Origin of the sequence: Salipiger sp. HF18, assembly GCF_011806505.1 — a bacterium.
Taxonomy (GTDB): domain Bacteria; phylum Pseudomonadota; class Alphaproteobacteria; order Rhodobacterales; family Rhodobacteraceae; genus Salipiger; species Salipiger thiooxidans.
In genome coordinates this window covers 1-16,560 of record NZ_JAATOS010000056.1, presented here as the reverse complement: position 1 = coordinate 16,560, position 16,560 = coordinate 1, and the positions used below count along the sequence as shown (strand labels likewise).

At 65.3% G+C, this 16,560-nt stretch carries 14 protein-coding genes and 3 pseudogenes; 3 read left to right on the top strand and 14 right to left on the bottom strand.

Going from position 1 to position 16,560, the window contains the following annotated elements:
- The 4 genes from HC022_RS07955 to HC022_RS07940 all read right to left on the bottom strand — a co-directional run.
- Positions 1-323: AAA family ATPase (locus tag HC022_RS07955; RefSeq protein ID WP_368484632.1), on the bottom strand; the 323-nt coding region annotated here is incomplete at its 3' end.
- Positions 324-442: 119 nt separating this feature from the next.
- Complete coding sequence (locus tag HC022_RS07950; RefSeq protein ID WP_167452057.1) at positions 443-1,414, bottom strand: HAD family phosphatase; 972 nt, start codon at positions 1,412-1,414, stop codon at positions 443-445.
- Positions 1,415-1,477: 63 nt separating this feature from the next.
- Complete coding sequence (locus HC022_RS07945; RefSeq protein ID WP_167452056.1) at positions 1,478-3,079, bottom strand: arylsulfatase; 1,602 nt, start codon at positions 3,077-3,079, stop codon at positions 1,478-1,480.
- 1,406 nt (positions 3,080-4,485) lie between these two features.
- Positions 4,486-4,962 (bottom strand): hypothetical protein, encoded by a 477-nt coding sequence (locus HC022_RS07940; RefSeq protein ID WP_175583503.1) that lies wholly within the window; start codon positions 4,960-4,962, stop codon positions 4,486-4,488.
- 105 nt (positions 4,963-5,067) lie between these two features.
- Between HC022_RS07940 and HC022_RS07935 the strand changes: the two are divergent.
- Positions 5,068-5,314, top strand: a pseudogene (locus HC022_RS07935) (IS481 family transposase); the annotation flags it as partial.
- Between the two features lie 32 nt (positions 5,315-5,346).
- On the opposite strand, the gene HC022_RS07930 reads toward HC022_RS07935, so the two are convergent.
- The 8 genes from HC022_RS07930 to HC022_RS07895 form a co-directional block, all read right to left on the bottom strand.
- Entirely contained in the window at positions 5,347-6,297 is a 951-nt protein-coding gene (locus HC022_RS07930) for a sugar-binding transcriptional regulator (protein ID WP_167452055.1), read from the bottom strand.
- Between the two features lie 34 nt (positions 6,298-6,331).
- Positions 6,332-7,333: a hypothetical protein gene (locus HC022_RS07925; RefSeq protein WP_167452054.1), complete on the bottom strand. Its 1,002-nt coding sequence runs from the start codon at positions 7,331-7,333 to the stop codon at positions 6,332-6,334.
- Positions 7,334-7,337: 4 nt separating this feature from the next.
- Positions 7,338-8,417 (bottom strand): ABC transporter ATP-binding protein, encoded by a 1,080-nt coding sequence (locus tag HC022_RS07920; protein WP_167452053.1) that lies wholly within the window; start codon positions 8,415-8,417, stop codon positions 7,338-7,340.
- Between the two features lie 10 nt (positions 8,418-8,427).
- Positions 8,428-9,243, bottom strand: a complete 816-nt coding sequence (locus tag HC022_RS07915; RefSeq protein ID WP_008884655.1) for a carbohydrate ABC transporter permease — start codon at positions 9,241-9,243, stop codon at positions 8,428-8,430.
- Positions 9,231-10,103 carry a carbohydrate ABC transporter permease gene (locus HC022_RS07910; RefSeq protein WP_008885819.1) on the bottom strand — a complete coding sequence of 291 codons (873 nt, stop codon included), beginning with the start codon at positions 10,101-10,103 and terminating at the stop codon, positions 9,231-9,233. Before HC022_RS07910 ends, HC022_RS07915 begins: the two co-directional genes overlap by 13 nt.
- Positions 10,104-10,169: 66 nt before the next feature.
- On the bottom strand, positions 10,170-11,444 hold the full coding sequence (locus HC022_RS07905) for a sugar ABC transporter substrate-binding protein (protein WP_167452052.1): 1,275 nt from the start codon (positions 11,442-11,444) through the stop codon (positions 10,170-10,172).
- Positions 11,445-11,496: 52 nt separating this feature from the next.
- Entirely contained in the window at positions 11,497-12,957 is a 1,461-nt protein-coding gene (locus HC022_RS07900) for an FGGY-family carbohydrate kinase (RefSeq protein WP_368484630.1), read from the bottom strand.
- Positions 12,958-12,987: 30 nt separating this feature from the next.
- The gene (locus tag HC022_RS07895) at positions 12,988-14,685 is read right to left on the bottom strand and encodes a glycerol-3-phosphate dehydrogenase/oxidase (RefSeq protein ID WP_167452050.1); all 1,698 of its coding nucleotides are present in this window, start codon (positions 14,683-14,685) and stop codon (positions 12,988-12,990) included.
- A gap of 382 nt (positions 14,686-15,067) precedes the next feature.
- On the opposite strand from HC022_RS07895, the gene HC022_RS28730 reads away from it, so the two are divergent.
- The gene (locus HC022_RS28730; RefSeq protein WP_217703924.1) at positions 15,068-15,349 is read left to right on the top strand and encodes a hypothetical protein; all 282 of its coding nucleotides are present in this window, start codon (positions 15,068-15,070) and stop codon (positions 15,347-15,349) included.
- 21 nt (positions 15,350-15,370) lie between these two features.
- Positions 15,371-15,952, top strand: coding sequence for an amino acid permease (locus tag HC022_RS07890; RefSeq protein ID WP_368484631.1), 582 nt, complete (start codon positions 15,371-15,373; stop codon positions 15,950-15,952).
- A gap of 49 nt (positions 15,953-16,001) precedes the next feature.
- Here HC022_RS07890 and HC022_RS29050 read toward each other — a convergent pair.
- Positions 16,002-16,148, bottom strand: a pseudogene (locus HC022_RS29050) (IS481 family transposase); the annotation flags it as partial.
- 213 nt (positions 16,149-16,361) lie between these two features.
- A pseudogene (locus HC022_RS07880) lies at positions 16,362-16,560 on the bottom strand (class I SAM-dependent methyltransferase); the annotation flags it as partial.

Sequence of the window (16,560 nt, the reverse complement as noted above, 5' to 3'; positions counted from 1 at the left end):
AGCAGCGCCGCCTGCACCTTGGCAGGCGCGCGGTTGATCTCGTCCGCCAGCACGAGGTTGGCGAAGATCGGCCCCGGCTCGAAGCGGAACGAGCCGCCGCCCTCGCCCTGGTAATAGACCTCGGTGCCGGTGACGTCCGAGGGCAGCAGGTCGGGGGTGAACTGGATGCGGCTGAAATCGCATTCCATGTTCCGGGCCAGGGCCTTGATGGCGCGGGTCTTGGCAAGGCCCGGGAGGCCCTCGACCAGCAGGTTGCCGTTGGCCAGGAGGCCGATCAGCAGCCGCTCGATGACCTCGCGCTGGCCGATGATCGCGTCGCCCATCCGCGCGCGCAGCGCGTCGATCTGGGCGCGCGCGCCGGTGTCGGTCATGTCGTCCATGCTCAATCCTTCTTCCCGCAAGCCATCTTCCCGCAAGCGTCCCGCGCGCCCAGTCGCCAGGCTCAGTCGGACGGGAACACCTTCGCCCAGTCCTGCGCCATGTCGACGATCAGCCAGCCGCGTTCCGGGCCCTCGTCGAGGCCGCGCTCCAGTTCGCCGATGTGGCTGTCGCGATCGTAGGAAAACTCCCGTTCGGCGTCGGTGTGGTGCACGATCAGTCCGAAGGACGGCCCGTCGCCGCCGGTGGTGTATTCGAGCATCTCGAAGTCCCCGTCGGAATTGCCCGCGGCGAAGATCGGGCGCTGGCCGATATGGCGGATGATCCCGACCGGCTTACCCTCCTTGTCGTCGACGAAGGTGACGCCGCCGTCCTTGTTGAGCACCGCGCCGCCTTCCTCGACGGCAAAGGTCGTGGTGCCCTCGGTGCCGACCACCTGCCACGGCGGGATGCCATAGGCGTCGTCGGCGAACGAGCGGATGAAGTCGATGCCGCCGCCCGAGACGATGTAGGTGGCGAAGCCCTCGTCGCGCAGGTAGCTCAGCAGCTCGAGCATCGGCTGGTAGACCATTCCGGCATAGGTCTTGCCGCTGGTCGGATGGGTCGCGGTGGTGAGCCACTCGTAGGCATCGGCCTGGAAGGCATCGACGGTGATGCCCGCGTGCGAGACGTTGATCACCTCGAGCAGGCCCTCGATACCGCTGGCCATCACCGTGTCGAGATCGCCCTCGGCGGCGGCCTTCAGGACGTCGGTGCCGAGGATCGAGGGATCGTCCGCGGCCTTCTCCCTGAGCACGTCGAGCGCGTAGAGCGCCTGGAAATAGACCGGCTGCTCGGCCCAGAGCGTGCCGTCGTTGTCGAAGGTGGCGATGCGGTCGTGGGCCGGGACGAAGTCGCCGGACTCGGGGTCGGTGACCTTGTCGACGAAGGCGATGATCGCGGCCTTGGCCTCGGTGTCGTTCCACGACGGCAGGGGATCGGCTAGGGCGCTCAGGGGCAGGGACAGCGTGACAATCATGGCTGCGGCAATACGCATCGCAGGAACCTCCTCAAAAAGGGAAGGACCGGCGGCGGGGGCCGCCGGTCCGTCAAGCGCGGCTTACTGGGCGCCGTGCGGCTGCGACAGCTTCTCCATGACCTTGTCGAGGCTGAACGACGCCGCTTCCTGGCGCGGCGGGTACTCGATGAAGGTCTCGAGGAAGTTGCCGACATAGCGCTGTGCAGGCACCAGCATGTAGGCGCGGTCGAACATCCAGTCGTAATAGGTGTTCGAGGTGCGGTAGGCGCGCTCGTAGGGGTCGCGGCGCAGGTTGAACACCAGCGGCGTGCGAAGCGGCGTGAGCGGCTCCATCCAGGCCCGCAGCGTGCCCCATGCCTTCTGCTCGAGGAAGGTGATCTTCCAGTCGTTCCAGCGCAGCGCCGCAAGGTCGCCGTCGTCGGTGAAGTAGAAGATCTCCTCGCGCGGGCTGTCGGTGGTCTCGCCGGTCAGCAGCGGCAGGATGTTGTAGCCGTCGAGGTGCACGCGGTAGTCGCGGCCACCGCCGACCTCGGCCACGGTCACGCCGGTCAGCAGGTCTTCCTTGACGGTTTCGTTGCCTGCCATCGCGAGGAAGGTCGGGAACCAGTCCATGTGGTGGATGATCTCGTTGGAGACGGTTCCGGGTTCGACCTTGCCGGGCCAGCGCACCATCGCGGGCACCCGCCAGCCGCCTTCCCACTGGGTGTTCTTCTCGCCCCAGAACGGCGTCATCGCCGCGTCCGGCCAGGTGTTCATGTGCGGGCCGTTGTCGGTCGAGTAGAACACGAAGGTGTTGTCGGCGATTCCGAGCTCGTCGATCTTGTTGAGAAGCTGGCCCACGTTCATGTCGTGCTGCAACATCCCGGCGGAATACTCGGAGAGGTGGCGCCCGGTCATCTCGTCGGCCTTGGCGCGGACGTCGTCGGGAACGTGGGTGCGGGCGTGCATCCGGGTGCCGTTCCACCACACGAACCAGGGCGTCCCCGCTTCCTGCTGGCGCTCGATGAAGTCGATGGCCGCCGCGACGGTCTCGTCGTCGACGGTCTCCATGCGCTGGCGGGTGAGCGGGCCGGTGTCCTCGATCTCGCCATCGGCGTAGGAGTGCAGCACGCCGCGCGGGCCGAAGGTCTCGCGGAAGGTGCTGCCGTCGGGCATCACCATGTCGCCCGGATAATCCTCGTGCTCGGGCTCTTCCTCGGCGTTCAGGTGGTAGAGGTTGCCCATGAATTCGTCGAAGCCGTGGTTCGTCGGCAGGTGCTCGTCACGGTCGCCGAGGTGGTTCTTGCCGAACTGGCCGGTGGCGTAGCCCTGCGCCTTCAGCATGCCGGCGATGGTCGGATCCTCGACCTGCATGCCCTCTTCGGCGCCGGGCAGGCCGACCTTGGAGAGGCCGGTGCGGAAGACCGACTGGCCCATGATGAAGGACGACCGGCCGGCGGTGCAGGACTGCTCGGCGTAATAGTCGGTGAACATCATCCCTTCCTTGGCGATCCGGTCGATATTGGGCGTGGTGTAGCCCATCAGGCCCATGGTGTAGGCCGAGACGTTGGACTGACCCACATCGTCGCCCCAGATCACGAGGATGTTCGGCTGTTCGGCCGTTTCCGCGTCCTGGGCGAATGCGGCGCCGGCGATGAATGCGGTGCTGCAAATGGTCGTTGCTATCCAGTGCTTCGGTTTCATAAGAAACTCCTCAGAATATCGCGACTTCAGAGAATTGCCCGGCGGGAGTGCGGTGCCGCCCGGCAAGGCGGCGTGGATCCCCTTAAGGGCCACGGGCGACCTCTCCCCCGTCGTGGTGGCTGTACACGGGCGCGGGTCTCGCGGCCGTGATGGCACCGGGGTCAGGTCGAACGTCCTGGATGCGGGCATCGGGGTGCCCGTGGAATGCGGTGGCGGTCCGTGGGTTGCTATGGGGCGCGAAGTGCCGTCATCGGGCCGGGCACGGCGCGCAGTGGATCGGGGCCCGCCGCCCGCGTCTTCCGCGCCCTTTGGCGCCGTCTCCACGCGTCCCGTCATGTCAAAGCCCACCCTGATGGGACGGAAGCGGCATTGCCGGATCTGCCCCGATCGCGAACGTCTCGTCTCCCCCCCTACGGGAAACACCTCTCCGGGAGAAAAGTTAGCACTATCAAGGGTTGTTGGATAGAGGGCATTTATAACCGCAGGTGTATCTGGCGTGTCTCCGCGGGGGTCATTTGCAACCTCGACGTGTTCTCCTGGCAGTTTTGTGAACGTCACCGCTGAGGCGTCTGCGGCCGCAAGGCAGCCTCCGCGCCACGTGGCAAGGGACTTTGAGCGCTTGGTATGAGGGCGGCACGGATGCCGCCGCCGGACATGTAAGTCCGGCCATTTCCGGGCTGAGAGCTGCCGAGCTGTCTTGCACGAGGCGGAACGCCGCCCGAACCACCCTGCGCACGACCTCCGTCGGGCCGCTCGCAAACGGCAATACCTGCAACCGCCTTCCCCGCGATTCGCATGATGCCACGAAGGCGTCACGGCATGGGTTCCATCGCGGAGTTCAAGGTTGCGCGGGGGCGCCGCGCCGGCTTCCGACACGGGATCTGTCGCTCGAGCAGATCGGGCATCATCATCTTTGCCTCTGTTTCGACGACCCATCCACGCGAGACCCAGAGCGTGACCAGGCGGGTTTCCTTGCTGCAGATGCAGGGGCCCGCAGGTTCACCGCCGCCGCCCGGCGCTCCTATGTCCAGGATCCAAGTCACGTCAGACCGTGTTCAGGGCGACCGGCCAGGGCACCATGCCCCCGCCCGGCAGTGGCTGGCTCACCTCCGAACCGGCCCGATCCAGAGCAAGGACAAGAGAACGTGCATGACCGGTGAAGTCTGCGCCCGAACGCTCGTCTGTCCGTCGCCCGATGACGGGTGGGGGAATCTGTAATTTAATTCAGATGGTTGATGTGCTTTGTGTGCAGTATTTTCACACGAGTTTTCGTGCTTTGTTTCTTTCTCATTCGCGCGTTACGTTGCAATTCAGCCGCCATGGTCTCGATCTTCTTGCAACCTGCGCAGGCTCAATGAACTTCGTCCGAATGAGGCGTCCGTCCCGCCGTGAGGCTGGACCGATCGTCATTGCCGATATGGCTTGCCGGATCCGTGATCCCCAACTGGGGCGGGTCCGGAAATCCCCGACCTCGGTCGCCCGACCAGAACGGTCGTCATCGGCCGGACGTGGGCGTCGATGCGCTCCAGGACCGCGCCGGGTACGACGGCGCGTTCGGGCAGATCCCACCAATGTGCATCGACCGCCTGACGAGTTTCGGCAACCACCTTCAAAACGGCGGGTTCGGGGGGCTTGACGCGGTTGTCGAAGGCCTTCCAGCGCGCTGAGGTCAGTGCTTTGAAGACGCGCCCGCCGCCGCCCGACAGGGCCAAGTCGTCCGCAGGAAGATAAAAAATGGTCGAGAGCAGGTCGTAGACGGGCGCGAGGGCAGGGGTGTTGCCGTCCCCGGGGCAGATCGCCGCGCAGCCCCGCAACCGGAACACAGCATACGCGCGGGCAATGCGGTTCGACATGATCTGTGAGGGCGAGACCTTGTCCGCCATTGGTCCGAGGACAATGGTCGAGCGGGATCGAGCACCGCCTGACCAACCCGAACCATCCGTGGAGTATGGAGGATTGGGAAACAGTCCGGGGGGACTGTTTCCCCGACAAACGGGCAGGTCGAACGGATGAACCGCACGATCAAAGACCCCACCGTCAAACGCTTCCACTACGACAGCCACGGTCAGCTGAGACCGCACCTCTCGGTCTTCATGGCTGCCTACAACTTCGCTCGTAGGCTCAAGATCCTCAACGGGCTCGCGCCCGACGAATACATCTGCAAAATCTGGACATCAGAGGCCGGATCCATTCATCCTGAACCCGCTCCACCAGATGCCGGGACTGAACACCTAAGGCGACAAGTCGCTCCGCGACCCGCGTGAAAATCACGCCGGCCGGTTGCGCGTCAGCTCTTCGGCAAGCGCCGTATCGAGCACGACATGATTGACATAACCGCCGCGCAGCGCCGCACGGGTCGCTTCCATCTTGGGCAGACCGGTCACCACAAGCAGCCCCTCCATCCCACGCAGGCATTCCTGATCGGCGCCGATCATGCGCCGGTCTAGATCGCCGAGAACTGGCACGCCCTCGGGGTCGATGAAGCGACCTGCGATGATGCCCACCGCGCCCTTCGCGCGGTAATCGGAAATGTCCGCCTCGGTCGCGAGGTTGAATTGCACGACATGCGTGTCGAGGGTGCAGGGGCTGAGCGAATAGATCGCCTTGTTGCAGTCGAGCAGGCGGTCGAGCTGTTGCGCAATGATCGGCTCGGCTCGAAGCTGGGCGGCCAGCCCGGCATCGCTGCACACCGCCGGGGCGTTTAGGTTGATGCATTGCGCCGAGAGCCGCCGCGCGATCTCGGTTGTGCAGCTCTCGCAGGTGGGCAGCAAGGGGTTCGCCAGCGAGCCGATCAGCTGACGAACGACCAGACCCTGCACCGGCCACCAGGGCACCCGTTCGGACACGAAGGACACGGTCTGCCCCCAGCTCACGCCCAACGTGTCGCCGGTCGATACGAAATCGGGCAGGAACTGCGCGGCGGCCTCGCACACCTGATAGGCGGTCTCCAGCGCGCTTTCGGCCTCGGGGACGACATAAGCGCTTTGCAGGCCGTAGCGCGCGCATAGCGCATCCGCCAGGTCGTTGACCCGGAAATGCAGCCCCGCGATTTTCACCCCCACGATCTGACGCTCGCGCGCCAGCCGCAGGTAGGTGATGACCGTCGGTCGGGACAGGTTCATCCGTTTGGCGATCTCGGCCTGGTTATAACCCTTGATGTAATACAGCCACGCAATCTCGGCTACGATCCGGTCGGATGGGTGGTTGGAACGGGCCATTGCTGTCCTTTGAGTGCGAGGCGAGTGGCGCAGGCTAGACCGGCTCGGGGACAGCGTCAAAGCACAGACTCTCCGCAGTGATCCGAAGATCGTCTTCAAGAGTGCGATCAGCCTGCAATCCACGCGTCGCGAGATCGGCGTGATAGCCCCGGACGGCTTCGGCGGGCGTCGTCTCGCCATCGGCAACCCGGCGCATCCAGGAGATCAGCGCGCATTGATCTTCGGCCTGGTTGATCTTGCGCCCGAACAGCGCCAGCCGCGCGCCATGGCGTTCGGATTGCGCCAGCAGTTCGAACGTGTCGCGATGCGTGGCGCCCGCGCCGCCCAGAACACCAACCACCATCGAGGGGTCATGCGCGGCAAGCGCCGCCATGTGCTCGGGTCCGTTATAGGCGACCTTCAGGAACTCGGGCCGCTCAGTCGGGGTCAGGCTCGCCAGCAGTCGAATGATGCAATCGGTTACAAAGGCGCCGGTGTCCTCGGGGGCAACAGCCCCCGCGACGTTCGGGTTGAACACTTCAAGGAAATGCCGCACCCCGGCGTCACGCGCTTCGGCGCGAAACACGGCATAGCGTTCCAGAGCATCGGCGTCGGCCTCGGTGTCGTTGTTGAAGGTGATCGAATAAAGACACAGATCCGCCGGGGCAAAGCCCAGATTCGCGCCGCGATAGGGGCGGGAGGGCTGTGCGGCATAGCCCGCGCCGCGCACATTGCCCCAGACGCAGGTTGTTTCATTGGCGCGAAACGCGGGCTGGATGGCGCTGCCTTCGAAAACGCCTGCCTCGCGCAGCGCGGCCATGTTGCCGGCGGAGGTCAGCATGATGTCGACCACGTCCTGTTCGACCACGGTCCGGATCTGGCGCAGGAATTCGGGGCGGGTGCGCGGGCCGCTGGGCATCCCGGAGGCATCGCGCCGCGCGCCGGTGGTGGTGATGCCGCCGGTGACATCGGAATCCTTGGCGTCGGCGATCATGTAGTCGCCCTTGCGATAGCTGCCCGCGCGGATGCGGGCGATCTTGTCGGCGTAGCGGGTCATTGGGTTACTCCTCCCGAAGGCTGTGCCCGCTTTGCGGGTCGAAGGCGTGGACATGCCCGGGGTCGATGGCAAAGCTCACCCGATCCCCGATTGCGAGCCCCCGGAAGGCCGGGGTGGTAAAGGACATCTCATGCCCGTCCACATCAGTGATGACCTGCCCCTCGGCGCCCATGTTCTCGACCAGCACCACCGTGCCGGTCAGCGCGCCGGGCGTGCCTTCCGGGCACAGCTCCATCCGGGCGGGGCGCAGGCCCAGTTCGACCTTCTGGCCGGGGCGCAGGCGGGGGAAGTCAGTGGGCGAGAGCCGCAGCGCGATGTTGCCCGCGCGGGCAACATGGCCGTCCTGCATGGTGGCGTGCAGGAAGTTCATCGCGGGCGTGCCGATGAAATCCGCGACGAAGCGCGTGGCGGGCCGTTCGAAGATCTCGTCGGGAGTGCCCATCTGCTCGATGCACCCGTCGCGCATCAGCACGATGCGATCGGCGATTGTCATGGCTTCGAGCTGATCGTGGGTGACGAAAATCGTCGTGGTCTTGAGTTGCAGGTGCATCTTGCGGATCTCGGTCCGCAGCTTTTCGCGCAGCTTGGCGTCGAGGTTCGACAGCGGCTCGTCGAAAAGGAACACCTTGGGCGTCTTGATCATCGCGCGGGCCATGGCAACGCGCTGCTGCTGGCCGCCCGAGAGGTTCTTGGGCTTGCGGTCGAGATACGGCTCGAGCCCCAGCATCTGCGCTACATGGGCAAGACGCGGCGCGATCTCGGCCCTGGCAATACCCTGACGGCGCAGGCCGAAGGTGATGTTGTCGGCGACGCTCATATGCGGGTAAAGCGCGTAGCTCTGGAACACCATCGCGACGCCGCGCTCGCCCGGGGGCAGGGTGGTCACGTCGGTGCCGCCGATGACGATGCGCCCGCCCGTCACCTCTTCGAGCCCGGCAATCATGCGCAGCATGGTCGACTTGCCGCAGCCCGAGGGGCCGAGGAAGACCACGAATTCGTGGTCGGGAATGTCGAGGTTCATGCCTTCGATCACCGGATGGGCGCCATAGGACTTTACGATATCGGTACAGGAAATATTGGCCATGGGATGTGTCCTATTTCGGGCCGCTGCGGACCATGGTGTTGAGCAGGCCCATCAGAAGGCCGATGAAGACGAGCGGCGGCAGAACCAGCACCACGGTCGCGGCGTTGATGACGCCCCAGGGCACTTCCTTGCCCAGCGAGGTGATCGAGGCGGCCACCACGGGCAGCGTCGCGTTCTGCGCGGCCAAGGTCAGCGCCAGCAGCAGCTCGTTCCAGACCAGCACGAAGGTGAAGACCAGCGCGCCGAAGAGCGACGGTGCCGCGACGGGCAGGGAAAAGCGCCAGAAGATCTCGGCCGGGCCGCAGCCCTCCATGGCGGCGGCTTCCTCGATGTTCTGCGGCACCCGCTCGAAGGCGGGCACGGCGAGCCAGATCACCGTCGAGATGGTGGTGATGAGGTAGACAAGGATCAGCCCGAACAGCGTGTCGTAAATCCCGAGATCGAGGTAGATGACGATAAAGGGGATCGCGATGGCCACCGGTGGCATGAAGCGCAGCGACAGCACAAAGAACTGCACGTCGTCGCCATAGCGCCGCGCGTGGCGGGCCAGCACATGGGCCGCCGGAATGCCCAGCAGCGCGCCGATCAGCACAGAGACCGAGACGACAATCGCCGAATGCAGCAGCCCGTCGCGGATCGTGGGGTTGCGCAGGATGGTGGCGAAATTGTCCAGCGTCGGCTCGAAGACGAGTTTGGGCACCGGGGTGACGATGTCGCGCAGCTCCTTGAAGGCACCGAGCACGGTCCAGAGGATCGGCCCCAGCGCCACGACGATCAGCACGGCCAGCAGCACGCGCACACCGATGGCGGAAATCAGCTTGCCCATTTCTTCCCCGCTTTCCAGATGATGGTGAAGGCGACCGTGGTGACGATCAGCAGCAGGATGGACATGGCCGAGGCATAGGAGATGCGCCCACCCATGTTGATGCCCATCTGATAGGCGTAGAGGTCGAGCGTTTCGGTCGCAGTGCCCGGCCCCCCGCCGGTCATCACGAAGATCAGATCAAACGACCGCAGGCTTTCCACCGCCTTGACCAGTGCCAGGCTGATCAGCGGCCCCTTGAGCATCGGCAGGGTGACATAGGCGTGGATCTCCCAGGTGCGGGCGCGGTCCAGCAGCGCCGCCTCGATGGGATCGCGCGGCAGCGTCTCCAGCAGCTTGAGCAGGATCACGGTGAAGAACAGGCCCCATTGCCAGATATCCACCACCGCGACCGAGATCAGCGCCAGCGATGGGTCCGCCAGGAACTCGACCGGGCCGATGCCGACCAGACCGCACAGGTAGTTGATGACACCGAGCGAGGGCGAATAGAGGAACCGCCAGATGAACGCCGCCGCCACCCGGGGCAGCAGCACCGGCACCAGGAAGGCAAAGCACAAGAGGTTGCGCCAAAGCGGTTTCTTCACCGTCTCGAAGATCATTACCGCCAGCAGCACCGCCAGTGCCAGCGTTCCGAGCACGGTGATGATTTCCCAAAGCGCCGAGATTTCCAGCGCGTTCATGAAGCGCCGGTCGCGCAGCAGGCGCAGGAAGTTGTAGGCGCCGACGAAGTCGTAATCTGCCGAGCGCAGGGTCCGGTTCATCAACGAGAACCACACAGCACCGGCCACCGAAACCAGCGCCAGCGTAGCAAGCAGGCCGATTGCTGGCACAAGCGACAAGGTGACGAACCGTTTCCGGGTCATGGCATGTCCTTCAGGCAAAGGATGGCTCCGGCGCACCCAAAAGCGGGGCGCGCCGGAAAGGGGGCGTTATTTGAGCTGCATCAGGCTGTCTTCGGCAAAGAAGGCCGCCTCGTCCAGCGCACCGCGCACGTCGTCACGGGTGCCCGCGAACAGCTCTTCGAGCGTCAGGCCAAGGTTGTCGCCGATTTCAGGCCAGACCGGGCTCTTCATGATCAGAAGGTTGGTCTTGTCGCCGGTGGCCAGCAGCGCTTCGATGTACTCGGCAGGCACCAGCGCCTTGTAGGCGTCGCTTTGCAGTGTCGAGGTGCGGCCGATATCCGAGGCGATGCCCGCCTCGAGCCGGCGCTGCTCCATCTCCTTGGAGGTGGCCCAGCCCACGAAATCGCCTGCGATGGCTTTGGTGCAATCGTCCGCCGCGCCGGTCTTGGACACCGCCCAGCCATGCGCCCAGCCTGCCGAGGGCAGCGGGTCGGGCGGCGGCGCGTAGCCGACCTTGCCCACCACCGAGGACTTCGCCGGGTCCTCCATCCACGGGCCGAACACGTCGGATTCAATCAGGATGGCGACCTGGCCACCCCGGAACGCCTCGACCGAATCCGACCAGTTGAAGGTCGCCACACCCGGAGGCGCGCTTTTCATCAGGTCGATGTACAGGTCTGTCGCCTCAACGCCCGCATCGCTGTTGAAGGCGGGCATATCGCCGTCGAGCCATTCGCCGCCCATGGCGCGGAAGAACGGCGTCCAGCGCCAGACATTCATGCCAGACCCGCGCTGACCGCGCGCCGACCAGCCATGCGCGCCGTTGTCGGCCTCGTCCAGCGCCTTGATCGCCGCGACCATCTCGTCCAGCGTGGTCGGCGTGTCGATCCCGGCGTCTTCAAGCAGGTCCTTGCGGTACATCATCACGTCGCCGCCGCCCACGAAGGGGGCGAAATACAGCACGCCGTCAACCGTGGCGACATTGCTCAGATCGGTGCGAAAATCGCCGATCTCATAGTTTTCGGGCACCACCTCGGCCAGCGGATAGACCCAGCCCGCATCGACATATTCGGCAAGGTTCGCCTCGTCGATATAGAGCACCTGATATGCTCCCGCGCCGGTCGAGGCATCGAGGCGGGCCTTGGCGCGGCGCTCGTTCTCGCCCAGCATGGTCACCTTGACTTCGGTATCCCATTTCTCGTTGAACTCGGGCAGGTAGGAGTCCAGCGCGGTGACGGCGGGCATCCCCTGTCCGATCACGTTGAGCGTCGACAGCTTCCCCTTGCAGGACATGTCCTGCGCCTGGGCCTGTAGCGCCGCTGCGCAGAGCGCGGTTGTCAGTAGAAACGTCGTCTTTCTCATTGTCTTTCCTCCCTTGAAAAGCTGTTTGTCTCGCCCGGCGTCCCGAAGGCGCTCAGTCCATCATCATGGCCGCCAGTCCCAGGTCGAACCGACGGAACGCGCGGAAGCGTGTTTCGTAGAGCTCGGCAAGCGTCGGGTCGGGAACATCGCGACGGGCCGTGCCCGTCATCCGCGCCGTGGCCTCGGCCAGATCGCGATAGGCGCCCGACGCAACGGCGGCGCAGATCGCGGCCCCCAGTGCGCCCACCTCTCCGGCGCGCACGGCCTCGACCGGGCGCTGGCAAATATCGGCAAAGATCTGGGTCCAGACCGGCGATTTCGCGGCGCCCCCCGCCAGCCGGATGGTTCCGGGAAAGACCTGCCCGGCCAGACCCACGGCATCCTCGGCATGGCGGCGCGCCTGAAAGGCGACCCCTTCGTAGATCGCGCGCAGCATGGTTCCCAGATCGTCGGTTGCCCCAAGATCGACAAAGCTGCCCCGACGCGGTTCCGGCCCGAAGACGTAAGGCATGAACTGGCAGCGCCGCCCGGTTGCCCGGCTTGCGGCCACGAGCGCGTTCGCCTCGTCCACACCAACGCGCTGCCCCAGGGCCCGGTCGAGAAACCAGCCAAGATTGGCCGCAGAGCTTGGGCTGCCCTCTGCAATCAGACGCTTGTCGCCACGATAGAGCATGTTCAGGATCGGCGCGGCGTCGCCCAGCGGTGCATCGCTTTCAAGGCTGTTGATCGACCAGGTGCCCGCGATCATGGTCAGCACCGGCGCATCCACCGCGCCCGCGCCCAGCGAACAGGCGGCGACATCCATCATTGAGCCGGCGACGGGGGTGCCCTGGGGCAGGCCGGTGGCCTCGGCGGCCTCTCGGCTGATGCGGCCCGCGACCGCGTCGCTCGCCACGATGGGCGGCAGGCGGTGCAGATGCGCGCCAAGGCCCAGCCGTTCAAGCACCTCCGTAGCATAATCGCCTGAGGCCAGATCCACCAGCCCGCCGCCGCTGGCATCGCTCGGGTCGGTCAGTGCCGCGCCGGTCAGCCGCAAGCGGATGACGTCCTTGCAGGCAAGCGCCCAGCGGGTGCGCGCCATGACCTCCGGCTCGGTCTGCGCCAGGCGGGCGATCTGCATCACCGTCTGGCCACCCCAAAGACGGTGCCCGGTCACGGCAGAGATTTCGCGCGCGGCACCCGTCTTGGTGAGTGCATCGACAAGCGGCTGAGCCCGGTGATCCACCGACACGATGCCGGGGCGGGTGGCGCGGCCATCTTCGTCGACGAGAAAGATGCCGTTGCCGAAGCCGGTGCAGCCCACCCCCAGGATCTCACGTCCTGCACAAGCGGCCGTCAGGCGGCGCAGCGCCGAAACGGTGCCGGTCCAGAACGGCTCCAGATCGCGTTCGACACGGCCGTCCGGGTGGTGCTGCGTGGGAACATCCGCGGTTTCGGTGGCGATCTCGACGCCTTCCAGGTCGAAGGCCACGACCTTTACCGCCGTCCCACCGGCATCAATGGCGATCAGCACTGGTGTGCTCATGATCCGGTCTCCCCGTCCCTATATCGACGCCGGTTCGGCGCGGCTCCCCATCAGTCTAGGATCGCGCAGGGCGGCGCGGCGCTCTGCCTCCAGCTCGGCCCCGTCGCGCCCCGTCTCCTGCGACAGCAGGGTGACCAGATCCTCGAGCGTCTCGGGCCGCAGCCCCTCACCAAAGCTCAGCCGGGTCCGGCGCAGCACCAGATCTCCAAGCGTGGCGGCACCGCGCGCGCGGATCGCCCAGCGAATCTCGCCCCGGCACCAGTCCGACGCCCCCGCCAGCGGCACGGCACCCTCTTCGCGGCAAAGCGGCGCAACCTTGCGCGCCAGAGCGCCGTAGCGGTCGATCAGCCGCTTGCCGAGCGACTGCGGCAGGTCCAGTTCTTCGGCAGTGCAAGCGCTTGCGCCGGGATAGTTCCGCGCGGCGGTCGAAACGCGGCGCGACCGTCCCAGCAGCGCCAGCGCGCGATCCGCACTTTCTTCGCCAAAAGCACGGAAGGTGGTCCACTTGCCGCCGACCAGAGACAGCACGGGCGCGGGGCAGGCCGGAAACCGGTCTTCTTCAAGGGCGTGATCCCGTGCCGCACTGGTCGCCGATCCTTCAACGCCCCTGCGCAGGGGGCGGATGCCCGAGGTGACCGAGACGATCTGTGAGCGGTCCACCGAGATGTCGGTAAACAGTCCATCCATGGCGCGCAGCAAATAGGCGATCTCATCCTCGGCGACACGGCGATCATCGGGATCCGTGGTCTCGACCTCGGTGGTGCCGACCAGCACGTTCCGGTCCACGGGCAGAGTGATGACCATGCGCCCGGTGCCATCGTCGAAGTAGAAGGCCCGCCCGGCCATCCGCTCGAAAAGCTTCGGGTTGTGCAGCACCAGATGCGCGCCCTTGATGCCGCGCAGGTAACGGGTGTTTCCGCCAAGCTCGGCGTTGACCTGATCGATCCAGGCGCCGGTGGCGTTGACGATCACCCTGGGGCGCAGCGTCCAACTGCCGGTGCCGAAGCGGTCGCGCAGGGAGATTGCGCCGCCCTCGGCCTGCCAGGAGACATGGTTCAACGCGGCAACCTGCGGCCCCTGATCCAGCGCCTCGCGCAGCATTTCCATCACCAGCCCCTCTGGCTGGGTGATCTGGCCGTCGAAATAGCTGGTTACAGCGCGTGTCGTATCGCGCAGCCCTTCGGGAAAGCCCGACCGGCGCAGAAAGGTGCGGTGCGAGGGCAGGGGATGCTCGCGCCGCCCGAAGATTTCGTAGACCAGCAGGCCCCCTTCGAGCGCAAGCAGCGACATCGGCCCGCTGCGCTTCGACAGACCCAGAAAACGCAGCACTGCCCGCCCGAAGCCCCGCAGGCGATGCTCGATCGGCACAACGATTTCGAGCGGCTTGACCAGATGACCCGCATGGGCAACGAGCCGGTTTCTCTCGCGCGCGGACTCGGCCACCAGCCGGAATTCGCGCCCTTCGAGATAGCGCAGCCCGCCATGGGCCATCCGGCTCGATGCACCGCTGGCGCCGGTGCAGAAATCCCCAGTGTCGAGCAGCACGCAGGACACGCCGTTCAGTGCCAGCTCGCGCAGTGTCGCCACACCGTTGACGCCGCCGCCGATGATCAGGACCTCAGGGTCCGCCAGCGCCTCAAGCCGCCGCGCATTGTCTTCGCGCAGGGTCTCGGCGTGAGGCTCTTGCAGAGAGAGGAAGGGGGTGCTGCTTGTCATGATTGCAACTCATCCCAATGTTTAACTTTTGTAAAGCTATTTTGCCAGAAATTAAACAAAGGTCGTAGATGCCGCCGCTGGACGAACCGCGCGGCGGCGCCCGTGATTCCGGTGCTGCCCCCGCCTTTGATATGGAAACGCGCCGATTTGCGGCGCGACCGGCACACCCGACCTTCGAACTATTGCCGCAGGCCCGGCGCGCATGCGACGCAAATCCTCCCTTCACGACGGGCTTTGAAGACACGCCCCGGCACCCGCCTGTATCTCAAGGGAGAATTCGGATGGCAGCGACGCCATCTCGGGACAGGCCCGCCGGTTTCGGGTGTTTCAGACGACATCTCCTGCCGTTCCCTCAAGCCGGACATCGGGCTGGGTTCGAAGTTTGTTCCTGCTTGGTGCAATGCAATTGTCTGGTGTGCAAATTCAGAAACTGGCGAAAAGTTCAAAAGGGAGGAAACATGTCCTTAAATTCCGCGGCGGACATCGTGCCAAAACATCCGTGAACGAGGTGGGCGGGCTGCACCGTGCCATCGACTGGAAAGGGGCCTTCTGGATCGCAAGCGGCGTGCCCGCGCTTGTGCTGATCTCGATTGGCGGGATCGGCGACGTGGAGGGCAAACTTGCCTTTCTCGTTTGGACGATCTCGGTCTGCATGGGCCTTTAGCAGGCCTATAGCGACGCCGAAATTGCCGGCCTTTTCAAAGACAAGCCGGGTGGGGCTGCCGTCTATGGTGCCGCCGCCTGGCTACGTTACAGCAAGTTCCTCGCACCGCTGCCGGTCTGGTGGAACTGGTTCGCCTGGACTCCGGTTCTGTCGCTGGGGTGCGCCATCGCAGCGGGCTATGTCCGGAACGCCGTCGCCCCGATGCCGGTCTTTACCCCGGACGCGCCAGAGGTGCTGGCCTGGCTTGGCAGCGCCGCCAACGCGCAAGCGATCCTGGGCCTGGCTGACGGCGCTGCGGCACAGGCCGCAATCGCTGCGCTGACCGAGGCCAACACGCCGTTCCTGCAACGCTCTTCAGTGCTGCGCTTCTCGCTCCTCGGGCTTGCGGATATCGACGTGGGCGCAACATTCTTCATCGGCGCTGCGCTGATGCTGATCCCTTTCGCGACCCAGCACCGGGGCATCCTTGGCACCGTTCGAGTACAGATGTTGATCGGCCTGCTGGTGGTCGTGCCGATGCCGGTCGTCGGCATCGTGCCGTTCTTCGATGGCACTGTGAACGGCGACAATTACGTGCCGCTGGTCCCGCCGACCGGGGGATGACATGTGGGCGGCCTGACTCTGTTCCCTGGTGCGCTGTTCATCGCGGGCTGGCCGCCTCCTCAGCCTCCGTGAGGACCATCGAACGAGGCTCCGTTGGGCCGGTCTTGCGATCATCGACCGTCTGCCGTTTGCGCCACTTCGCAACCGTCTTGGGATTGATCCCGAGCTCCCGGCTCAACGTCGCGAGCGAAGCTTTCCCCTCTCGGGATCATGCTGCGCATGACCCTGTCGGGCAGTGGATCGCTGTATTGCTGCTCTGACGTCGTGCGTGCCCTCTCGGCAGATTTGCCATGCAAATCGCCTGCCGGGTAACAGTACGTGGCGCTTCCGTGACGAACTTGTCCCATAGGGCATCCTTCCGTTCCTTCGAGAGGATCACACCATCAAACCGTGGGATCATACACCTAGCCTATCCCAGCCGGTCCATGAAGATCACGTTGTCCTTGACCGTTTCGCCCTGAACCTCGTCTCTGGTTCCCGTGCGCGCGATGGCACAGACGCAAAGCCTTTGCCACTGACGGGGATCGAGGTCGAGCGAGGCCAGCGTTTCCTCGGCGCTTGGATAAACCGTGTCCTCGGGTGCGTTGGACCCCGGCGGGCGCGAGGCG

Coding starts and splice junctions, on each gene's coding strand:
- HC022_RS07950 (WP_167452057.1), bottom strand. CDS start 1,414: ATGCGTATTGCCGCAGCCATGATTGTCACGCTGTCCCTGCCCCTGAGC.
- HC022_RS07915 (WP_008884655.1), bottom strand. CDS start 9,243: ATGGGCAAGCTGATTTCCGCCATCGGTGTGCGCGTGCTGCTGGCCGTG.
- HC022_RS07925 (WP_167452054.1), bottom strand. CDS start 7,333: ATGACCCGCTACGCCGACAAGATCGCCCGCATCCGCGCGGGCAGCTAT.
- HC022_RS07905 (WP_167452052.1), bottom strand. CDS start 11,444: ATGAGAAAGACGACGTTTCTACTGACAACCGCGCTCTGCGCAGCGGCG.
- HC022_RS07895 (WP_167452050.1), bottom strand. CDS start 14,685: ATGACAAGCAGCACCCCCTTCCTCTCTCTGCAAGAGCCTCACGCCGAG.
- HC022_RS07940 (WP_175583503.1), bottom strand. CDS start 4,962: ATGGCGGACAAGGTCTCGCCCTCACAGATCATGTCGAACCGCATTGCC.
- HC022_RS07930 (WP_167452055.1), bottom strand. CDS start 6,297: ATGGCCCGTTCCAACCACCCATCCGACCGGATCGTAGCCGAGATTGCG.
- HC022_RS07910 (WP_008885819.1), bottom strand. CDS start 10,103: ATGACCCGGAAACGGTTCGTCACCTTGTCGCTTGTGCCAGCAATCGGC.
- HC022_RS07920 (WP_167452053.1), bottom strand. CDS start 8,417: ATGGCCAATATTTCCTGTACCGATATCGTAAAGTCCTATGGCGCCCAT.
- HC022_RS07945 (WP_167452056.1), bottom strand. CDS start 3,079: ATGAAACCGAAGCACTGGATAGCAACGACCATTTGCAGCACCGCATTC.